We start from the raw sequence: 21,733 nt of genomic DNA on the forward strand, positions 1-21,733 counted from the left end.
TTTAGTTTAGCTACAAGACTCCACACATCAGAGGTTACTTATGTTATTCAACGGCGATTTGACAACAACGTGTCCAATTCGACAAAAAATCCGTGACTTTTACCGCATTGATGAGAATGCCGTAATTGATCATATTTTACCACTGGCCGAAGTAGGCGTTAAAGCCCGTAGCCGTGCATGGGAACGTGCGCGTCAAATAGTTCATAACATTCGTCGTGATCAAGATGGTCAAAGCGGTGTTGATGCACTACTCAATGAGTTTTCACTCTCTAGTGAAGAAGGTGTGGTACTAATGTGTTTGGCTGAAGCCCTACTACGTGTGCCAGATAAAGCCACTCAAGATACCCTCATTCGCGATAAGCTTGCTAAAGGCGATTGGAGCTCTCACTTAGGTAGCAGTGACTCTTTATTTGTAAACGCTTCTTCTTGGGGCTTATTAGTAACCGGTAAAATGGTTAACTACACAGACAAAACCAAAGAGCAGCAATTTGGTGTCTTGAAAAAGACCATTGGTCGTTTAGGTGAGCCGGTAATTCGTAAGTCAGTAAACTTTGCTATGAAGATCATGGGTAAACAGTTTGTAATGGGTCGCACCATTGACGAAGCGATTGAACGCGCTGCTGAAAAAGAGCAAAAAGGTTATGTATATTCATACGATATGCTAGGCGAAGGCGCTCGCACCATGAAAGATGCCGAGCGTTACTTCAATAGCTATATGAATGCGATTCATGCAATTGGCAAAGCAGCTAATGGCCGTGGTCCAATTAAAAGCCCTGGTATTTCAGTTAAACTCTCTGCTATTCACCCGCGTTACGAATTCACTCATCGTGAACGCGTCATGGCTGAAATTGTGCCTAAGCTAAAAGAGCTGGCATTAGTTGCAAAAAGCTATGACATCGGCTTTACCGTTGATGCCGAAGAAGCTGACCGTTTAGATATCTCACTTGATGTAATTGAAGCGGTATTTAGCGATGATGACCTAGCAGGTTGGAATGGCTTTGGTTTAGCCGTTCAAGCCTATCAAAAACGTGCTATTTTCGTTATTGAGTGGTTAACTAACCTTGCTAGCCGTGTTGATCGCAAACTCATGGTGCGCCTAGTAAAAGGTGCGTACTGGGATACAGAAATCAAAACCACACAACAAGATGGCTTAGATCACTACCCAGTATTTACCCGTAAAGCCACAACGGATGTATCTTACAAAGCGTGTGCAATCAAATTACTTGAAGCGCGCGATGTACTATACCCACAATTTGCCACGCACAATGCTTACACTGCGGCCACTATTTTAGAAGTCGCAAAAGGTGACAATCAAGGGTTTGAATTCCAACGTCTACACGGTATGGGTGAATCATTATTCGACCAAATAGTCACTGAAGAAAAAATTCAGTGCCGTGTATATGCACCAGTAGGCCAACACGAAGACTTACTTGCATACTTAGTGCGTCGTTTACTTGAGAACGGTGCAAACTCATCGTTTGTAAATGCGATTGTTGATACCACTAAGCCGGTAGAATCATTATTACCTGATCCGGTAGAAACACTGCAAGGCTTACGTAATAAGTACAATACCCAAATCAAGATGCCTATTGATCTATACGGCGCAGAACGTGCTAATTCAAAAGGTATGGATTTAACTGATATCAATGCTATAACGCCGTTTAAGGAAAACCTTGATAACTGGTTTGCTGAGCATCGCATTAGCGAAAACGATGTTCCTGAAGGTTCAATTGCAGTAAAAAACCCTGCAAACCATAAAGAAATCATCGGCCATGTTAAATTACAAAACAGTGACGACATGCTAGCGCTATTAGCAAATGCTGAAGCAGCTTTTGAGTCTTGGTCACAAACGCCAGTGAAAGAACGTGCTAACTTACTTCGCCGCATTGCTGACATTTTAGAGCGTCATCACGATGAGCTTGTCGCAATCTGTATCAAAGAAGCTGGTAAAGTAGCCCAAGACGGTATTGACGAAGTACGTGAAGCCGTTGATTTTTGTCGTTACTACGCAGCTCGTGCCGAAGAACTAAGTGAAGATGAGCGCTTTGAAGCCCGTGGTGTGATCTTATGTATCAGCCCGTGGAACTTCCCACTAGCTATCTTCTTAGGTCAAGTGGCTGCTGCAATCGTCACCGGTAATACGGTTATCGCTAAACCTGCCGAGCAAACCAGCTATATTGCACTTCGCACTATTGAGCTAATGTTATCAGTAGGTTTGCCTGAACATGTGGTACAGCCTGTTATCGCTCGTGGTAGTGAAGTGGGTAAAACCATCGTTCCTGATGAGCGTATTCAAGCTGTGATGTTCACCGGTTCAACAGAAACGGGCACATTAATTTCACAAACTTTAGCTGCTCGTAACGATATCCAAGTACCATTGATCGCCGAAACCGGTGGTCAAAACTGTATGATCGTCGATTCAACTGCGCTCCCTGAGCAAGTTGTTGACGACGTAATTAGTTCAGGTTTCCAAAGTGCCGGTCAACGTTGTTCTGCGCTTCGCGTATTATTTTTACAAGAAGACATTGCTGATGGCGTGATTGATATGATCAAAGGCGCGCTAAAAGAGTTACACGTTGGCGATCCATCATTACTATCTACTGATATTGGTCCGGTGATCGATGAAAAAGCCCTGAAGAACTTAAACGAACACGTTGAGTACTTAAAAGGCAACGCAACGCTGCATTATGAGTGTGATATTCCTGATAACAGTGAAAATGGTGCGTACTTCTTTGCGCCACGCTTATATGAAATCAAAGACTTGTCAGTGCTTAAGCGCGAAGTATTTGGCCCATGCGTACACATTATTCGTTTTAAAGGCTCAGAACTTGATAGCGTAATTGACCAAGTTAACAATACTGGCTTTGGTTTAACTATGGGTATCCACTCTCGCATCGAAGAGCGTTGTGAATACCTAGCGAAAATGTCTCGTGCTGGTAACGTCTACGTTAACCGCAATATGATTGGTGCAATCGTTGGTGTGCAACCATTTGGTGGCCGTGGCCTATCAGGCACAGGTCCTAAAGCCGGTGGCCCTAATTATTTAACTCGTTTAGTTAAAGAAAAAGCATCGCCAGAAAACGTGCAAATGACTAACTTAACCCCAGACGAACTCGACACTCACCACTATTCAGGTGCTGCCGAGCAAGTTGAAAAGTTAATGACTAACTCAATGCGCGACGAAAAGATCTGGCGTGCAACACCACTGAATGACCGTGTGTCTGCAGTACGTCAGTTGCTTGCTAAAGTAGCTACGGTTGATATTATCGATGAGCTAGCTGACGATTTAGCGTTAACGCTTGCTGATGCACGCGCACAGCTTAACCGTCTTGAAAAACACATGCGTAAATTTACTACGCTGCCGGGGCCTACGGGTGAATCAAACACTCTACACCTTGAAGCGCGTGGTTGTGTGGTATGTTACGCCGATAAGAGCACCTCGTTTAACTTCTGGGCTATTTCGATCATCACCGCACTTGCTGCGGGTAATACCGTGATCACTGTAGCATCAGAGTTGTTCTATGACGAAGCTGTCGCGTTTAAAGATAAATTTATCTCAACGGGTATTGCTGAAGGTGTATTCCAAGTAGCTAAACCAAATCAGTTACAAGCTATTTTGGCGCACCCTCATTTAGCAGGAGCCGTGGTTGCCGCTCGTTCTTCTCGCTTAGGCTACTTCAGCCAACAGCTAGCACAACGTAAAGGCGCTATCTTGCCAGTGATCAGTTCTGAGTACTACGACACCTTAATTAAGCGTCTAGTAACAGAAAAGACGATTAGTATCGATACCACCGCATCTGGTGGTAACACATCACTAATGACACTCGTTGAAGACGACGAATAAAGAGTCTTAAACAACAAAAGGGCGCTATTTAGCGCCCTTTTTGCTACTTATCTATCAAAAAATTTGCTAGTTTTATAACTCTGTAATTTTTTATTGAAGTAGATACATTGAAAATAATCCCAATCAATCAACTTGTGCCTGGTATGTTTGTACACAGCGTAACGAAACAAACGGGTAAAATAAAAATTAAAAAGCAAGGTTGGGTCAAAACACCAATTGGCGTGCAGCAACTAATCAAAGCCGGTATTCTAGAAATAGAAATTGATCCTGATAAAACCATCATTTCACAAAGTGCACCGGTTACCACTGATGATGTAAAAGTTGAACCAATAAAACCACGTGATCCATGGCAAACAACACACAGTGTTGAGCAAGAAATGGATAAAGCTTTAAAACTCTACACCGAAGCTAAGCAATTACAGAGTAAGGCATTTACCGAGATAAAATCAGGTAACAGTATAGATATTGCACCATTTAAAGAGCTTGCCAGTGGCTTTATTGATTCTGTATTTCGCAATCAAGACGCCCTAGCCTGCATAACCCGAATGCGCGAAAAAGACACCTATTTGCTTGAGCACTCAATTAATGTATCTATTCTGATCAGTATTTTTGCCAAACACTTAGGCTTTGACAAAGCGTTGATCGAAGAACTTGCCACCGGCGCGCTATTACATGATATTGGTAAAATTCAAATCCCTGACAACATTCTTAATAAGCCAGGCAAGCTCACCGAAGATGAATATAAAATCATTCAAGATCATGCACTGTTTAGTAAACAAATTTTAGAACAATCAGGTCTCAAAGGTATTGCCGTCGATATCGCAGGCTATCATCATGAGCGATTAGACGGCACAGGTTATCCATTTGGCAAACAAGCAAGTGAGATTAGCCAATATGTTCGTATGGCTTCCATTGTTGATGTGTATGACGCACTTACTGCAGAACGTGTTTATAAAGCAGGTATGGAACCAATAAAAGCCTTTAAAATACTCAAAGACGGATGTCCCGATAGTTTTGATGGCGAGTTATTAACTAAGTTTATTCAATGCATTGGTATCCATCCGGTAGGAACGTTAGTTAAGCTCTCCAGTCAAAAGGTCGGCTTAGTGAGTAAAAGTAACCCTAGCAGCCCACTCAAACCCGTTGTAAAAACCTTTTATAACGCAAAACACGCCCGCTACACTGAGGTAGCTGATATTGATTTAGCGCATAATCGCACGCAAGATAGTTTAGAAGCGGCGGTAAAACCTGCAGATTTTAATATTGATTTAATTAAATTTTTTAAACATTCAATCTTACCGTAAAGAGTTTTTATAAAAAACTATTCCCAAATATCACCCTTCGTTCGTTTATAGATTTACAAAGCCAATAATCCATAACAACAACGAAGGGAATACGATGAACAACAACAGAACTTATAATAAACACCTCATTGCGTTGGCAGTAAGCAGTGCATTATTCAGTATTAATACCGTTGCAGTAGAACAAAGTGCTGAGCAAAACTCTCAACAGAGCGCTGAACAAAATGCTAAACAGAAAAAACTACTCGATCTTGAGCGCATAGTCGTTACAGGCAGTGGTGGCCGCGGACAAACAAAATTAGAATCATCAGTCTCAATCACCACCTTAGATGCAGAGCAACTAGCTCGAGAAGCCCCGCTTGGTACTGCTGATTTACTTGAAGCCGTGCCGGGTTTTTGGGTTGAAGACTCAGGTGGTGAAACCAATAACAATGTAGCGCCGCGCGGCCTTAGAGGCGGCGAAGGGTTTCGTTATATTGGCGTTGAAGAAGACGGCTTACCTGTGGTGTACGATGGCGTGTGGGTAGATTTTTATCAACGCCAAGATATTACTATCGAACATATGGAAGCCGTACGCGGTGGCACATCAGGTTTACTGACCACTAACGGCCCTGCGGCACTGGTTAACTTTATTACTCGCAAACCTGATGACGTTGAAGAAGCCACTATAAAGCTCACAACTGCCGATTATGGTATGTACCGCAGCGAATTTTTTTACGGCACACCAATTAGTGATAATTGGAAAATGTCGGTAGGTGGTTTTTACCGCCGTTCAGACGGAGTAAGAGACACCGAATTTACAGCCGATCACGGTGGTCAGCTTAGGCTCAATTTAGTACGCGAGTTTGATAAAGGGCAACTCACTTTATCTGCTAAGCACTTAAACGATCACACCACCTTCTTTGTGCCAATTCCATTGCAAGATCAAAACAATCCAAAAGGCATTCCGGGGGTTGATCCGCAACATGGTACGTTAATTGGTAATGGTCAGCGCTTACTTAACTATTTACAAGAAGATGGCAGTTACCAAACGCGCGACCTTAAAGACGGCCAACACACTAAATTTAGTACCTTAAGCTACAACCTTGATTGGGAACTAAATGATCGCTGGTTACTTAATACCGCGGGGCGTTACTCAAAGTTTGAAAACGACATGTATATTTTGCTTAACTTTGACAACTCAACTTTAGTTAATGCCAATGACCGGCTTGGCCAACAAGATGTACTGGCAATGCTTGACCAGTTTGCTGATGATGGCGCTGTAGCGGCGCAGTATCGTTATGTAAATAGCGGCGAAATGCTCAATGATGTAAGTAATTTAAATGGTAATGGCTTAGTCACTACCAGCTATCCGCTGTATTCTCGCTACGATGCCGAGCAATTCGTTAATAAGCTTAATTTTACCTACGAAGGCGATAAACATACTTTCACTATGGGTTGGTTATTTGCTTATGTCGATGCTGATTCATTACCTGTTGATAAATGGGAATCGCAATTTTTAACCGAAGTTAAAGATAACGCGCGCTTACTCGATATTGTTGCCGTAGATGATAACCAACAAGTGGTTGGTCAGCTCACCGACAACGGTTCAACCGGCTATGCACCGGGCTGGGGGCAAGCGACAGCATTTGGTACTAGCACCTCAAATTCATTATTTATTAATGAGCAATATCAAGCAACTGACAACTTACGACTGGATGGCGGTATTCGCGTTGAATGGCTAGAGCTTGATAGCACAGCATCTGGCACTGAGTTTGCAAAACCTGTTGATGGCGCGTTTGATGCCAATGGCAATGATGTAGATAACAACCTAGCGAATAACTACGTTGATACCACCTCAACAAAATACTTATCAAAAAAACGTGATGAAACAGAAACCGCTTGGACAGTGGGCTTTAATTACACCTTCAGTGACGATGTTTCCATGTTTGGTCGCTACGCAGACGCATTCGAAATGCCGCGTTTAATGAGTTACGGGCAAAACATTCATGCCGGAATTGATGCCGATTTTAATGACAGTGTAAACCTAACTTTTAGCGAACTCGGCGCCCGTTATTCTGGCGATACCTTAGGCGCGTCGGTCACCTTGTTTCGAACTAAATTTAACGACTTAGTAGAGCGTAATTTTACTGGCAGTAATGGTGAAGTCGCCAACCAAACCATTGACACTATCACCGACGGGGTCGAATTTGAGACCGTTTGGCAAGCACTTGATTCATTACAACTTGAATTAACCGGTGTGGTACAAGACCCGAAAATGGAAGGTTTTACCGGTGTGTTCTCACACTGGAACGGCAAGCAAGTTAAACGCACGCCAAAAGTGCAATTACGCCTTACTCCCACTTACTATTTTGACGATGGCGATGTGTATTTAACTGTGCATCATTTAGGTGAGCGCTACTCTGATGGCGAAAATAAATTTGAACTACCCGCTTACACCACCGTTGATATGGGTATCAATTATCGCTTCAATGACAGCGTTGCCTTACATGTTAAAGCCACTAATCTCAGTGATGAGCTTGGTTTAACTGAGGGGAATCCGCGAGCAATTAACGATGTTCAAGCAGGCTACGATTATTACTACGCCAGACCCATTTTGGGGCGCACGATCAGCGCATCTTTAACCCTTAATTTTTAAAGTCCCCTTGCTAATTTGCGCTATGCCCAGTGCTGATTAGTTTAACCAAGCCCGCAATTGCGGGCTTTTCTCAGGAAGTTACAATGCCTCAACGCTATTTTGGTATATACCTACAAAGCAGCCTACTCTCACTGCTATTACTTATTACTCCCTACTTTGCTGTTGCAAAAATAACCCCAAAACCAACCAGCAGCCACTATAGCCAAGGCCATTTTGCTTTGTCTTACGATACTGAAATTCATTATAACCACAATGAAGCCAAAGCGGTCGCGCAGCAGTTTGCTGATTTTCTGCGCCCACCAACAGGCTACCAATTACCCGTAACGCAAGCGAATAACACCGTTAAAAATAGCGTGTTCTTTAAGCTTGTTGAGCACCCAGTTAGCGCTGAAGGCTACCAATTGATTGTCGAAAAAGAATTTATTGAAGTCAAAGCAAGTACTGCACAAGGGCTATTTTGGGCGATGCAGTCGCTACGCCAGCTATTGCCCGCAGCAATAGAATCACGAATGCCAATCAATCGCCAAAGCTGGCTTATTCCACAAGTTAAAATTGACGATGAACCACGCTTTAGCTATCGCGGCATGCATTTAGATGTGAGCCGACACTTCTTTGATGTGGCCTTTATTAAACGTTACATTGACTGGCTAGCTATGCATAAACTTAATGTTTTTCAGTGGCATTTAACCGACGATCAAGGCTGGCGCATTGCAATAGATGCCTATCCAAAACTTACCGCTATCGGCGCTACTCGCCCGTATACTGTAGTAGGCCATACTTATGATTATAAACCGCTATTTGATAACCAAGCAGTAGCTGGTTTTTATACTAAAGCCCAAGTTAAAGAAGTGCTTGAATATGCCAAAGCACGTCATATTGAAGTCATTCCAGAGATTGATATTCCAGGCCATAGCACCGCTATTCTTGCCGCTTACCCTGAACTTTCATGTCACCAACAACCCGTTAATGTACAAGCCCAATTTGGTATTTTTGAAGATGTGCTATGCCCACGAGAGGATGTTTTTGAGTTTCTCGCGGTGGTTTATCAAGAGGTAGCTGAGCTATTCCCGAGCCAATATATTCATATCGGCGGCGATGAAGTGATTAAAAAGCAGTGGCTGGCAAGTGCTGAGGTGAAAAAGTTAATGCAGCAGCATAACCTTAAAACCCCCGAGCAAGTACAAAGCTACTTTATTAAACGGGTCGCGAAAATAGTGCAAGCGCTTGATAAAAAAGTAATCGGCTGGGATGAAATTCTTGAGGGCGGTGTTGCAGATGATGCCTTGATCATGTCATGGCGTGGCACTGAAGGGGGTATTCAAGCTGCAAAAATGGGCCATCAAGTGATCATGAGTCCGTATCAATATATTTATTTTGATGCCTATCAATCACGCAATCTCGACGAACCTAAAGCGATTCATGGCTTGACGGGGTTACAAGATGTCTATCAGTATGACCCTCAACCGAATGATTTAAGCGCTGAGCAACAAGCTTACATTATTGGCGCACAAGGCGCTTTATGGACTGAGTACATTAAAACCCCTCGTCACGCCGAGTATATGCTGTTTCCTCGTTTGAGTGCGCTGGCCGAAACCCTCTGGTCTAGTAAAGACAATAAGTCCTGGCCTGACTATAGCCAAAACCGCTTGCCAAAATTATTTAAGCGTTATCAGCAAATGCATATCAACACTGCGAATAGCGCCTATAAACCGACTATAAGCAGCACCATTGATGATACTGGTTTACATGCAGCAGTCACCACAGAGATTGCCGATATACCCATTTATTACACCTTAGATGGCACAGAGCCGACTCTCGCATCAATACGCTATAACAAGCCAATATTGATAACAAAAGAGACACAACTGCGCGCTAAAAGCTATGCAGCGGCAATTGGTCAATTAGTTGGCGATGCGTGCCTCACTCTTAGCCCGCACTTAGCGCTAACTAAAAAAATCACTCTCAGTCACCCGGCGGCTGAAAGCTCTGCCGCCAAATTACAAGATGGCCAGTTTGCCTATGACCAATTTTACAGCAGTGACGATTATGCGATTTTTTACGACACTGATTTAGAGGCGATAATCGACTTGGCAGAGCCCACGTTGGTGACCCAAGTTAAACTGGGTTACAACAGTGGACGCCATCGCCAGCTTCATCCACCCGTAAAAATTCAGGTTCTGGGCTCAAATGATCAATACACTTGGCAGAGCTTAGCCGAAGACACTAACCCGCAAGGGCCTGTCTCTGCCTTGTCATTTACTAAAGTGAAAGTGCGTTACTTAAAAGTCATTGCGATAAATAGTAAGCAATCTGATGACCCACAAATCCCTAAGCTGCCGCTTTACATTGATGAAATTGCCGTAAACTAAAACCGCCCAAAGTTCTAGGGCGTGTTTATCTTTCGAGGTTGAATTTGCAGCAGTATGTTTGGTTTTTAGGCAAGGCAGAGCCTATGTAGTGTGGTTGTTCCCCATAAATAGGCGATAACGCAGCATAAATGCCAAACATGCACTGCCCGAAGGGTTCTGCCTAGGGGCGATTAACTCTTTGTTACTCGGTTTTTACTTAGCCCACTAGGTTACAAACCTCGCGCCGCGATTAAATCGCACCTAGGTTGAACAAATTTTAATCCTGAAAGGTCAACACGCCCTAATACTAAATACGTATTTAGGGCTTTTTTTTAATAGCGTATTCTCAAACAAGCTCTTTAGTTCGTTTAGGTAAAAGGAATTAAATTCAGCAAGGATTTATAATGAGTGGTTTGTTACCTCTTTGGAAAAATAAAAAGAATGATGGAAAACAAGTTGAGCGCCGTAAGCAGGTTGAACAGTTGTTTTTACAACAACAGCAAAAGTTGGTGCGTCATATCATGGCCAAAGGGCTGGATCAGCGCGAAGCTGAAGACATAGCGCAAGAGGCATTCGTAAAGCTATTGGGTTTAGAAGATACTCAAGTGAGTAATTATATTGCGGCTTATTTATATAAAATAGCGACCAACTTAACTATTGATAAACTACGTAGAAAAGCCCGCAGTCCATTTGCAGATCACACTCACGATAACGAACAAATGCCACAGCCTGGCGACAGTGCCAATCCTGAGAAAAATCATCATAACCAAGAATTACTTAAAGAAATGGAAAAATCACTCGCAAGTTTACCAGACAAATGCAGACTGGCTTTTTTACTGTATAAAATTCGTGGTCAAAGTTATGAAGAAATCGCTTTGACCTTACAAATATCTCCCAGTATGGTACGAAAATATGTATTACGTGCAGTTCGTCATTGCTATCAACAGTTACAACATGAGCTTTGATCATGAGTTTTAAGGATATTAGCATGAACCCATCACCTGACGATTTAGCTATTATTGAAGAGCAAGCCGCTGACTGGTTGCTGTTATTAGAAGAGCAACAGTTATCCGTAAGCAACTGTCAACACTACCCCATTGAGTTGCAAGATTGGCTAGCGCAAAGCGATTTGCATCGTGAGATTTTTCAAAAAATGCAGCAACTATGGCAAGTCTCCACACAATTAGATAGCGATTACGTAGCGCAGCAACTTGGCCAATTACCAGCAACAAACGATATCAATAAACGTGCTGAAAAACGCTCTCGACTCGGCTACTTTGCACTTGCTGCGGCGTTTTTCTTATTAAGTTTTACCGTGTTCATTAATGTTGAACAACCCAGTAATAAAGCGGTTACGGTCGCCAATAACAGCGCTGCAATGACCAACGTTCAGAATCAGTTTTTTCGCACCACAATTAACGAACATCGTACTATCACCCTAGCCGATAACAGCCGAGTAGATTTAGGGGCAAATAGTCAATTAGCGGTGCGTTATAGCAATAGTTCGCGAGAATTAACCTTGTATCAAGGAGAGGCACTATTTTCAGTCGCCAAAGACAAGCAACGGCCCTTTATTGTGCGCCACCAGCAAAGCCAAGTAGAAGCATTAGGCACGGTGTTTAATGTGCGTGCAAACCCTGATTCTATCCGCGTTGATGTACTTGAGGGCATAGTATCGCTCGCGCAGCAACAGGTTATAAAGTTAAGCCAAGGACAAGCCGCGCAAGTAACTCAATCCGGCACTATTACCCGCAGCAAAGCACAAGGAGAAAACCTTATTATGGATTGGCAGCAAGGTCGGTTAGTGTATCAAAATGCCCGCTTAGGGGATGTACTCAATGATGTTGCTCGTTATAGTGAAATAAAAATAACTCTTCGTAGTCAGCAGCTTAGTCAATATACCTACAATGGTAGTTTGTTCACTTCTGAAATAGACTCCTGGCTGCATAGCCTTGATAAAATTTACCCAATTACTGTGACTAAACAAGGTAAAGAATATACGTTAACAGTTAACTAAATAACCTGAACTCTGGTTAAGAGATGTACTAATGTATTGATATTAAATCACAAATATATTTATTAGTCTCCAATCGGAGACTTTTAGCGATAACAAGGCGAATTTACGCGTCAATAGCTGGCCTATTGCAAGTAAATTCAACGCAGTTAGCGTTGAAAGTAGCCGCTAGAGATAGATTTATTATCCAGAGTTCAGGTTAAATAGTAAGTTAGCTAAAAGTGGCATGGTATACGCGATCTAAAAATGGTACAAAGTTTGGACAATAATAAAAATATTGAATCAAACCATGTTATTAAGCTTATTAACCAAGCAATTACCTTGGTTAATATTATTTAGTAGCTATGTACATGCTACCAACAACTATCACTTTAATTTACCTGAAGCCACTTTGCAGCAGCGTATCCTCGATGTTGCTGCGCAAAGTGGTTGGCAACTCAGCGCCGCTGAATTAGCAGAACAAACACTTATTCCTCCATTACAAGGACGCTTTACGCTTGAGCAATTACTGGCTAAAACCTTTGCCAATAGCCAATATCAATTTAGCTTAGACCCCAGTCAACAGCGTATCTTTGTAACTCCAATAGCAGCTAACAAACAGCAAGATTTTGAGCGCATCATAGTCACTGGCGTTAGCGGTAAAACCCGAAATATTTTAAACTCCTCCATTTCAGTTACCCAATTGTCAACACAGCAACTGGAACAACATACTCCATACTCCACCGCTGAAATTCTTAAAAATGTCACGGGCTTTTGGGTAGAAGATTCCGGTGGTGAAACCAACAACAATGTATCGCCACGTGGTCTTAGAGGCGGTGAAGGGTTTCGTTTTATTAGTTTAATGGAAGATGGACTACCAATAACCTACGACGGTGTTTGGAGTGACTTTTTTTACGCCCCGATTTAACCCAGCAAACCATTGAAGCGGTAAGAGGCGGTAGTAGTGGTATATTCACCCTCAATGGCCCCGCAGCTATGGTGAACTATATTGGCCGTCGCGGCTCAGAGACACCATTTAACTTAGTAAAACTTAGCCAAGCGGTAAATTATAACTACACACGCCTTGATGGCGTCTTTAGTGGCCCCATTAATGATCAGCTATTTTATACCTTAGGGGGCTTTTATAGAAGCTCAAATGGCATTCGAGAACCTGGCTTTAACAGTGACTTAGGCGGCCAATTCAGCGCCCGACTAAGTTGGTTAACTGATGAGCTTGAACTGGATTTTAGCTATAAACATTTAAACGATAAAACCAGCTTTTATGCCCCAATAGTGATGCAAAATCAAGGTACTATCAAGCAGCTGAAGAGCCTACCCTATGACTTTGGCACGTTACTTAGCGATGATCTAAAGTTATTAAATTTTCACACCCCAGAAGGCACACGCCAGCACGATTTGGAAGATGCTCAGCAGAGCTTAATGAACAGCTACACAATACAATTTAAAGGGGGGTTGTCAGAACAATTACAACTTAATAATATTGCCCGCTACGCGAATTTGAGTAATCGCCTTTATACGTTAATGAACCTAGGCAACGAGAGCATCATTGATGCCAATAGCCGCTTACAATTTGATGATATAACAAAATTTAAAAATCATTTTTCAAATGTCGCATTGCCAGAAGAGTTGCAAGCTAAGTACCAACGCAGTACAGATAAAACGTTAATTAACGACCCTAGCCTACTCAATGGCAATGGGCTGATCACTTCAAGCTACCCGTTATATTCAAGTTATAAACAACAACAGTTTATAAATCATCTCAGCGTAAATTACCTAACAGAGCAGTGGTCAATCAGCTTAGGCCATATTTACGCATACAGTGATTTTAGCTCCCTGCCGTTGGACCAATGGCTTGGACAATTACTTACCGATGTTAAACACCAACCTGAACGGCTTGATATTGTGCTGGTGGATCAGCAAGATAAGGTTGTCGCTAATTTCACTGAACAGGGCTTTTTAGCATACGCAGGGCCGGTGTATTTAACAGGCCAGGGACAATCGCGATCGCACTCAGTTTACGCCAGTTTAGACTGGCAAGTAACCGATAAATTAAGATTTGATTTTGCCCTGCGTAATGAGCAGCTCACGTTAAGTAGTCGCAGCCAACAAGGGCTGCTATCAACTACGCACAATACAAAAAACTATTACTCACATTACACGCCTGCCAACTCACTAACGGACTCATTTAATGATAATGCGCTCAGTATCGGCGCCAACTATCAACTTAGTGAGCAACTCGCGGTGTTTACACGTTATGCCGATGCCTTTGAAATGCCGCGGCTTATCAATTATGGCAATGCTCGTGGCTGGGCTAAAAACGCTGAGCAACGCGCGCAACAAAACTTTGGCCAGCCAATCAGTTTAACTCTGAGTGAGGTTGGTTTGCGCTATCAAGCGCCACACTGGCAATTTAGCGGCACTGTATTTGATACCAACTTTGATCCTCTACCTTTTACCGTATATCGAGGCGCTGCAAGCACTCAGCAAGCGATATCAATTAATACCCAAACCCAAGGGTTAGAATTCGAATATAGCTATCAATTTAATCAGGCTTGGCAGTTTGCTGCGATAGGGGTGTGGCAAGATGCGGGGTTTTATGGCATTCCAAAACAGTTACCACAAAGCGAATTTAATGGAAATCAAATAACGCGAACTCCAGAATTACAACTACGTGTAACTCCACAATACCAAGCCGGTGCGGTAACAGCAGCTGTGACCTGGTCTTATGTTGGAGAGCGTTATTCTGATATTGCCAACCAATTTGCATTACCAGCTTATCAAACTTGGGACTTTTTTGCAGAATACGTGCTGACACAGCAACTCAGTGCACAACTTGAAGTGAAAAACCTAACCAATACACTAGGTTTAACTGAAGGGAATCCAAGGGATGACTTAAGCCACCAAGAACCATTATTTTATGGCCGACCTATTTTTGGTCGTACCATAAAAGTGGCTCTCAGTTATCAGTTTTAGCTACTGCGGCCAATCTTGCAGTGCTTTTAAACTAAATTCGTAATCATCAAAACTAAGTACAGTTTGCTCTGGGGTGATCTCCAACACTCTTAATTCACCAATACTATCACCTTCATATAGCTCGCGGTTATTGAGCTTCACCCAACGTTTATCTGGCGACGATGAATAAATATGAGCTTGGTATTTAATATCTGGGATTATGGCAAGTAACGCATCCGGCAACAACTCAATTGGCTCAGCGTAAGATGAGTTTTTAGTGCCTTGAGTGATTTGGTGCGGCCTTGTATCTTGAGTGTCTTCAATGGCACGAGCAAAGGCATCTTTTAATGCTGTTGGTACGGTTTCTAATTCTTCATCATTTGCAGCAGGTTTTGCCTGCTCGCGAGCAGGCTCCCCCATAGGTTTACCTAATACCTTGTATTTACTCATGTCGATATTGCTAGCGCTATTATTAATAGTCGGCTGCATTTGCATGGTATTCGGATTGTATTGCGGCGGCGCTGCATATACTTGCTGATAGCCATTAGGCGTTTGCACTAACATAGGCTGACCTTGCGGATACGTAGGCATATTATTTACTGGCACTTGCACCCACTGATATTGCCCTGCAGCTTGTTGATATTGCTGCGGCTGAACAAACTGCTGCTGCGGTACAGGCTGTGTGCTGGCCACTGGCGCTGGATTAGTTTGCGTTGGATTAGCTACTACTTGTGCTACTTGCTCAAGCTCCTTTTTAGCTGGTGTAGCGGCTTGTTCATCCGCAGGCAGCGTAGATTGCGGCTCAACAGAGCTGGTTACTTGCTCTGGCGTAGTTAAATGATTTGTTTGCAGCCATTTACCAATTGAAAACCCCGCCATCAAGGTCAGTAAAAAAGCAACCAACAAACCAAGAGAAATAGCAATAAAACGATAACGTTGTAACTCTTGTTGCTGTTTTAACTGCTCAGCATTTCTGTCATGTGCTGACGATTCGTCATGCTGTTCTGATTGTTTTAAGGCATCTAATAAGTACGACATATACGACCATTAATTAAAGAATAAACGACAAACCAATACCCATCGAGAGCACGGCTAAAAAAGCCAACGGATAAAGCCAGTTAAACGACGACTGCGGCTTTATGCTAACCGCGCTTAACGCACTTGGCGGTAATGCTTCTTGTGCTGAGCGCATCACTATATCACTATCAATCATAGTTAGCTGCTGAGAAAAAGCGCCCATTAAACAGCGTTCACATAATAAATTAACTAAACGTGGTATACCTGCCGTAACTAAATGAATTGTTTTTAACGCATCATTAGAAAACAATCCTCGATCACACCCTGCAACATATAAACGGTGTTTAACGTAGGCAAAGGTTTGCCCTTCAGTCAACGGCAATAAATGATAACGCGCGGTGATCCGCTGCGCGAGCTGACGTAACTCATTGCGTTTCAGTAAGGCTTGCAATTCAGGCTGACCCACTAACACGATTTGTAGCAACTTTTTATGATTGGTTTCAATGTTAGTTAATAACCGCAGCTGTTCGAGCACATCGGGAGCCAGTAACTGAGCTTCGTCGATAATTAAAATAGTATGGCCACCGGCTTGGTGATTCGCTTCTAGGTGCTTTTTTATAGCATCCGTTAACGTTTTTAAAGTGGCGTTTTGCTCATCATAAGCGATGTTAAATTCATCGCAAATACTCGCTAGCAACTCCAGCTGTGACAAGGCTGGATTATGGATCAAAGCCACTTGAGTATTTTCTGGCAATTGTTCTTGCAAGCTACGAGTAAGCGTTGTTTTCCCTGTGCCTACTTCACCTGTAAGCAATACAAAGCCGCCCGCTTCACCCAATCCATAAGTTAGGTGTGCCAAAGCTTCTTTATGACGCTCACTTAAAAATAAATACTGTGGGTTTGGCGCGATTGAAAATGGTTTTTCCGACAAGCCGAAGTAGCTTAAATACACCCTAAATTTCCTTACTGATTAAATCACCGCCTATAATGGCAAAAAAACAGCGCAAGTGAAAACCTTGTTAGCGTTTTATTAGTTAAATAACGTAAAATAGTTTGCACAGTTAATATTCAGGGTGAGTTATGCAAGTTTATTTGGTTGGTGGCGCGGTTCGTGATGAATTGCTTGGACGAGTAATAAAAGAGCGTGACTACGTAGTGGTTGGTGCAACACCCGAACAAATGCTAAAGCAAGGCTATCAACAAGTTGGTAAAGACTTTCCGGTATTTCTGCACCCCAAAAGCAAAGAAGAGTACGCCCTCGCCCGCACTGAACGCAAACAAGGACAGGGTTATACCGGTTTTGTCTGTGAGTTCTCAGCAGATGTCACGCTCGAAGAAGACTTACGCCGCCGCGATTTAACGGTCAATGCCATCGCTAAAGCCGACGATGGTAGTTTGATCGATCCCTACGGAGGTAAGCAAGATTTAGACAAGCGTATTCTACGCCATGTATCAGACGCTTTTAGTGAAGATCCGCTGCGTATCTTACGTGTTGCGCGATTTGCCGCCCGCTATCATTATTTAGGCTTTATTATAGCCGATGAAACTCAACAATTATTAACGCAAATGATCAACCGTGGCGAGCTTAAGACACTCACCGCAGAACGTATTTGGTTAGAGTGTGAAAAGTCACTCGCTGATGGAGCATTTGCAGAGTTTTTAAATATTTTAGCGCAGCTGGGGGCTCTCAGTGCGATCAGCCCAGCTTTGGCTAATAACTGGAACGACGAGTTATATCAACAACTAACAATTCGTTACGCCTATGCCCAAAATCACCATATCACAGATCAGGCATTATTGTTCGCACAAGCCACCAGCTCGTTAACCGCCGATGACATCAAAGCCATGGGTCAAACTATTCGCCTTCCTAATGATGTACGCGATTTGGCATTACAACTCAATGCTCACCAAGCAACTTTAACAAGCTCTACAATTACCGCAGAGCAATTACTTGCTTGTTGTAATCAACTCGATTTGTGGCGTCGTCCAGAGCGGTTTGATGCCGTGCTCAGCGCCATTACAATTAACCAAGCTGCACCACTTACCAATCAACAACAGTTATTGGCAGCAACCAAGGAAGCTAGGGCAATCAATCCACAACAATTTATTGCTCAAGGGATAAAAGGCGCGCAAATAAAAACCGCGCTAGAACAAGCGCGGTTAGAAGTGTTTCAGCAGTATTTAGCTTAAACAAAATTACTTTTCATAACGGACTAAACGCAAATAAATGAATGCTTCTTTATCGTGCAAGCTGTTTAGTCCTCTGTCAAAGGTATATACCCAAGCCGCTGTTTTATCTGCTATAGCCGAAGTACTGGTCCAATAGTTTTCACTTAAACTGCCCAAGAACACTTCTTCATTAATACTCGGTGTCACGCAGCTGTGCTCTAAAATACTGGCAAGCTCCTTATTATTAGGTACTTGCCAATCTTTATAAGCGCCAGTGCGATCATTTACCGCCGCTCTTAATGCTTCTTGCCAATTAACTTTCACAACACTGTTTAAACAACTATCAGTTGTAACATCATAGCTTTGTCCATAGCTACAAGTTTGCCACATGAGTCCGGTAACGCTATCGCTCACGGTGCCATCAGTGTGTTGTGTAAACCGCGTGGTAGGCGTCGTATCGGCTATGCTTTCGTAGCACGTTTGCCCCGTCACGGCCATAGGACTCAATAATAATAACCCCGCTATTAATTGATGTTTCATTGCGATGCTCCTGCGGTTCTAACTAGACGGACAAAGGCTGTATTACTTTTAGGATAAGCTAGATCATTACCATCACTCATATCAAACACATACGCTTGCGATAAGCTTGTACCATCAACGGCAGTTTGCGATGTCCAATAAATGAGCCCATCCGCAAGTAAGTTGCTATTTGGAGTATTAGGGAAATAGTTCTCATCAAGCAATATTGATTGTCCATGCTTTCCATAGTTAAGTAACGTTAATAGCTCTGTGTAAGTAGGCACGCGCCAGTTAGTACCGCCACAGTAATCAAGAGCATTCACTTCATTAACGTACACTTGTAAATTACAGTTGCTATTACTTGGGCAGGTGCTGTTTGGCGTGCCAAGACTACTGCCTGATTGCACTCCCTCTTCATTGGTTAAGTACCAAGTATAGTGATTTTGCCCTTCGCGCAGTTGCGTGTTAGGTAACACGTTTGTGTTAGGGCTTTTTACTTCCCAAATCAACCCTGTAACATTATCGCGAATACAGCTGAAATTAGAGGCATTATCTAATAACTCATCAGCAAACTGGTTAAGTTTTGTAAAGTCAAAAGCTTGTTCACCTTTACCCACTTTTTCAATATGTGTACCAACCCCACTATCGCGGCCTACATAAGCATCTTGGCGCGGAAAGTCAGGACTTGTGCAGGCTATTTCTTGGGTATTGTTATAGCACTTGGTCATCCCAGTATCATTGATCAGCCCCAGAGGCTTAGAGTTAACCACAATATCAACACTATCTTTTTCAGTTCGCCCTTTGTAGTCAGTTACGGTTACTTCAAAAGTATGGGTGTTCACCGCTTCAGTTGCTGGTGCGATGAAAGAAGTGACACATTGCTGTTGGTTATCAAGCACCGCACTACCTGCTGTTTGCTGCCAATAACATTTATATGTGTTAGTCACAGTTTGCGAATCGGTGGCATCCAATGTCACCTTCTCCAGTTCAATCACACTCTGATCACTGCCCGCGTTAGCAATAATTACTTCTGTGGTTTTGTTTAAAGTATGAGAATATTCGGTGCTTGATTCTCCTCCTTCATCGTCTACCACAGTAATTAACCATGTGATCAAGGTATTCGTATCGAGTAAAGGATGCGAAAAACTAATTGTCGCATTGCTATTGCTATCCACTGCAAGTGCTGGCCCTGCAATTTGTTGCCAGTTGTAACTATTAATTTGGCCATTCTCATCAGGGTCTATCGAACCTGCTGCACTCAGGGTGATCGTATCTTGATAATCAGAAGGGAGTGTTGCTGGCGCTGTTTGCGTAACAATGACTTGCGGTATTTGATTATTCGATTCTATTGCAATAAGTAAGTCATCACTGACTAACTGACCATCGGTAGTCTGATAGCTAACTCGCAATACAAGTTCGCTATCCGCTTTAATATCAGGAGCGGTAATCGTTTGCAGTGCACCATCAAGCGGGAAATCTTCTATAATAGGACCACTGATCCTTTGCCAAGTAAATGTACCGTCGGCTGGCGATCCTTTAGCTTCTATTGTAAATTCACTTTTTTCAATAATTTGCTGGTCATTTCCTGCAAATACTGATGCGGCGACAACGGGATTGTCGTTCCCCCCTCCACCGCCACCACATGCGGCTAATAAAGTGAAAAGTGGAGCAACTATTAAGGGAGATTTCATGCACTGCTTCCTCATTAAAATCGAAATTACATAGCGCTAAAGACTATGCCAATTTATTTATGAAGCAATTACAGTGCCAGTAGAGAAGAAGAAAACTATAAATAACTATCTTGATGAATACGAACAAATAACTTTGTCCCTACTTTACTGTAATCAATCTTATATTCACGGCCATCCAGCGCCTGAATAAACAGTAAACGCTTTTCTTCACCAAAAATATCAACACTCGTGATATACACCACTTCTAAATAACGTTCTTTAGCTTCACGACGGTTTTTTGGCAGCTCTTCTTTAAATGGCTCTAAACCATGTTGAGTGACTTTAATTTTGGGGTGAATTTCAGAATTCACGATCACTAAATCGAGTTTTTTATCTTTGTGGATAATGGTATTTCTGCCACTTTTAATAAAAGATCTATCTTGGCTCATCGCTTCATCCTACTTACTAACGTTTATTGTCAAACGTCTTTCTCTCTAATTGAGATTGTATAAATACTACTGGATTACTCCGCCATGCATTTAAACTACGGCTAAAGTCCCAAATACTGCTATCTAATGCACTTGCAGGTAACAACAAATCATATCCGGTTAATTGTTGCAAATGTCGCATTCGGTTAGCAAACATGGCAATCAAGCCATCAAAGCTACACCCATGCACTGAAGTGTAATGATTATCTTCAATTAGCCATTCTGATGGGCAATTGCCATTTTTGCAATGTTTTTGAACTACTTGCATAAATAAGTGCCTTTGCTCAATCAATAATTTACCCGCGATCCTTGGTGCTAATTGTGATAAAAACTCATCGGTATTGTAAAGTTTAATACCTACCGCATTTAACTCAAGTTGTTCAAACTCTTGTTCGACTTTAGGGATCCCACTGTGTTGGAAGTTTTTTTGCTTAACACTCCAATAACCATATTTATGCTGATATATAAGCTCTTGTTCTGTAATAACTAAACTATAAAATGGCTCTTGAGTTTTTAAAAAGCCAACAAAAATTGCCGCCAAGCATAAACTCACCAAAAAAATTTCCAAAAAACTAATTTCACCAGGGCGTAGTAAATTAACCAGCATTATAAATATAAGCCCGATAGCCCCAACGGTTAAAATTTCTATACCGTTACGTGCACCTTGCGCGCGCAACTTCAACACACTCTGTTTGCATTTAACCATAACGATAAAAAACAATATAAAAAACGTACATAATTATAGCCCAAATAATCAATTTACGTATTTTCAA

At 42.4% G+C, this 21,733-nt stretch carries 15 protein-coding genes; 9 read left to right on the top strand and 6 right to left on the bottom strand.

Annotation, left to right across the window (positions count from 1 at the left end; all coding sequences use genetic code 11):
- The first annotated feature begins 40 nt into the window (after positions 1-40).
- The 8 genes from putA to KAN5_RS11460 all read left to right on the top strand — a co-directional run bounded on the left by putA (position 41) and on the right by KAN5_RS11460 (position 15,118).
- On the top strand, positions 41-3,844 hold the full coding sequence (gene putA / locus KAN5_RS11425; RefSeq protein ID WP_138553815.1) for a bifunctional proline dehydrogenase/L-glutamate gamma-semialdehyde dehydrogenase PutA: 3,804 nt from the start codon (positions 41-43) through the stop codon (positions 3,842-3,844).
- Positions 3,845-3,951: 107 nt separating this feature from the next.
- On the top strand, positions 3,952-5,148 hold the full coding sequence (locus tag KAN5_RS11430) for an HD-GYP domain-containing protein (RefSeq protein ID WP_016708295.1): 1,197 nt from the start codon (positions 3,952-3,954) through the stop codon (positions 5,146-5,148).
- 94 nt (positions 5,149-5,242) lie between these two features.
- Positions 5,243-7,783, top strand: coding sequence for a TonB-dependent receptor (locus KAN5_RS11435; RefSeq protein ID WP_244389736.1), 2,541 nt, complete (start codon positions 5,243-5,245; stop codon positions 7,781-7,783).
- Between the two features lie 83 nt (positions 7,784-7,866).
- Positions 7,867-10,152 (top strand): family 20 glycosylhydrolase, encoded by a 2,286-nt coding sequence (locus KAN5_RS11440; RefSeq protein ID WP_244389737.1) that lies wholly within the window; start codon positions 7,867-7,869, stop codon positions 10,150-10,152.
- A 383-nt stretch (positions 10,153-10,535) separates the two neighbouring features.
- Complete coding sequence (locus KAN5_RS11445) at positions 10,536-11,096, top strand: RNA polymerase sigma factor (RefSeq protein WP_244389738.1); 561 nt, start codon at positions 10,536-10,538, stop codon at positions 11,094-11,096.
- Positions 11,097-11,119: 23 nt separating this feature from the next.
- Positions 11,120-12,148, top strand: a complete 1,029-nt coding sequence (locus tag KAN5_RS11450; RefSeq protein ID WP_244389739.1) for a FecR domain-containing protein — start codon at positions 11,120-11,122, stop codon at positions 12,146-12,148.
- A 286-nt stretch (positions 12,149-12,434) separates the two neighbouring features.
- Positions 12,435-13,052 carry a Plug domain-containing protein gene (locus tag KAN5_RS11455; protein ID WP_244389740.1) on the top strand — a complete coding sequence of 206 codons (618 nt, stop codon included), beginning with the start codon at positions 12,435-12,437 and terminating at the stop codon, positions 13,050-13,052.
- 68 nt (positions 13,053-13,120) lie between these two features.
- Positions 13,121-15,118, top strand: coding sequence for a TonB-dependent receptor (locus KAN5_RS11460; protein ID WP_244389741.1), 1,998 nt, complete (start codon positions 13,121-13,123; stop codon positions 15,116-15,118).
- On the opposite strand, the gene KAN5_RS11465 is transcribed toward KAN5_RS11460, so the two are convergent.
- Both KAN5_RS11465 and KAN5_RS11470 read right to left on the bottom strand, forming a co-directional pair.
- Entirely contained in the window at positions 15,119-16,135 is a 1,017-nt protein-coding gene (locus KAN5_RS11465; protein ID WP_244389742.1) for a general secretion pathway protein GspB, read from the bottom strand.
- A 13-nt stretch (positions 16,136-16,148) separates the two neighbouring features.
- The gene (locus KAN5_RS11470) at positions 16,149-17,066 is read right to left on the bottom strand and encodes an AAA family ATPase (RefSeq protein WP_016708303.1); all 918 of its coding nucleotides are present in this window, start codon (positions 17,064-17,066) and stop codon (positions 16,149-16,151) included.
- Positions 17,067-17,194: 128 nt separating this feature from the next.
- Here KAN5_RS11470 and KAN5_RS11475 point away from each other — a divergent pair, with 128 nt between their 5' ends.
- Positions 17,195-18,304, top strand: a complete 1,110-nt coding sequence (locus KAN5_RS11475; RefSeq protein WP_016708304.1) for a tRNA nucleotidyltransferase — start codon at positions 17,195-17,197, stop codon at positions 18,302-18,304.
- Between the two features lie 6 nt (positions 18,305-18,310).
- Here KAN5_RS11475 and KAN5_RS11480 read toward each other — a convergent pair whose 3' ends face one another.
- The 4 genes from KAN5_RS11480 to KAN5_RS11495 form a co-directional block, all read right to left on the bottom strand.
- Positions 18,311-18,823 carry a DUF1566 domain-containing protein gene (locus KAN5_RS11480; RefSeq protein WP_244389743.1) on the bottom strand — a complete coding sequence of 171 codons (513 nt, stop codon included), beginning with the start codon at positions 18,821-18,823 and terminating at the stop codon, positions 18,311-18,313.
- The gene (locus tag KAN5_RS11485; protein ID WP_244389744.1) at positions 18,820-20,493 is read right to left on the bottom strand and encodes a DUF1566 domain-containing protein; all 1,674 of its coding nucleotides are present in this window, start codon (positions 20,491-20,493) and stop codon (positions 18,820-18,822) included. Before KAN5_RS11485 ends, KAN5_RS11480 begins: the two co-directional genes overlap by 4 nt.
- Before the next feature lie 95 nt (positions 20,494-20,588).
- Positions 20,589-20,921 carry a hypothetical protein gene (locus KAN5_RS11490; protein WP_138553824.1) on the bottom strand — a complete coding sequence of 111 codons (333 nt, stop codon included), beginning with the start codon at positions 20,919-20,921 and terminating at the stop codon, positions 20,589-20,591.
- A gap of 16 nt (positions 20,922-20,937) precedes the next feature.
- Positions 20,938-21,666 carry a DUF2982 domain-containing protein gene (locus KAN5_RS11495; protein WP_244389745.1) on the bottom strand — a complete coding sequence of 243 codons (729 nt, stop codon included), beginning with the start codon at positions 21,664-21,666 and terminating at the stop codon, positions 20,938-20,940.
- Positions 21,667-21,733 lie beyond the last annotated feature (67 nt).

The organism is Pseudoalteromonas sp. KAN5, assembly GCF_022846535.1.
Classification (GTDB): domain Bacteria; phylum Pseudomonadota; class Gammaproteobacteria; order Enterobacterales; family Alteromonadaceae; genus Pseudoalteromonas; species Pseudoalteromonas haloplanktis.

Excerpts from the sequence above, each read along its gene's own strand:
- putA (WP_138553815.1), top strand. The coding sequence starts at position 41 with ATGTTATTCAACGGCGATTTGACAACAACGTGTCCAATTCGACAAAAA.
- KAN5_RS11435 (WP_244389736.1), top strand. The coding sequence starts at position 5,243 with ATGAACAACAACAGAACTTATAATAAACACCTCATTGCGTTGGCAGTA.
- KAN5_RS11440 (WP_244389737.1), top strand. The coding sequence starts at position 7,867 with ATGCCTCAACGCTATTTTGGTATATACCTACAAAGCAGCCTACTCTCA.
- KAN5_RS11445 (WP_244389738.1), top strand. The coding sequence starts at position 10,536 with ATGAGTGGTTTGTTACCTCTTTGGAAAAATAAAAAGAATGATGGAAAA.
- KAN5_RS11450 (WP_244389739.1), top strand. The coding sequence starts at position 11,120 with ATGAACCCATCACCTGACGATTTAGCTATTATTGAAGAGCAAGCCGCT.
- KAN5_RS11455 (WP_244389740.1), top strand. The coding sequence starts at position 12,435 with ATGTTATTAAGCTTATTAACCAAGCAATTACCTTGGTTAATATTATTT.
- KAN5_RS11460 (WP_244389741.1), top strand. The coding sequence starts at position 13,121 with ATGGTGAACTATATTGGCCGTCGCGGCTCAGAGACACCATTTAACTTA.
- KAN5_RS11465 (WP_244389742.1), bottom strand. The coding sequence starts at position 16,135 with ATGTCGTACTTATTAGATGCCTTAAAACAATCAGAACAGCATGACGAA.
- KAN5_RS11475 (WP_016708304.1), top strand. The coding sequence starts at position 17,195 with ATGCAAGTTTATTTGGTTGGTGGCGCGGTTCGTGATGAATTGCTTGGA.
- KAN5_RS11480 (WP_244389743.1), bottom strand. The coding sequence starts at position 18,823 with ATGAAACATCAATTAATAGCGGGGTTATTATTATTGAGTCCTATGGCC.
- KAN5_RS11485 (WP_244389744.1), bottom strand. The coding sequence starts at position 20,493 with ATGAAATCTCCCTTAATAGTTGCTCCACTTTTCACTTTATTAGCCGCA.
- KAN5_RS11490 (WP_138553824.1), bottom strand. The coding sequence starts at position 20,921 with ATGAGCCAAGATAGATCTTTTATTAAAAGTGGCAGAAATACCATTATC.
- KAN5_RS11495 (WP_244389745.1), bottom strand. The coding sequence starts at position 21,666 with ATGGTTAAATGCAAACAGAGTGTGTTGAAGTTGCGCGCGCAAGGTGCA.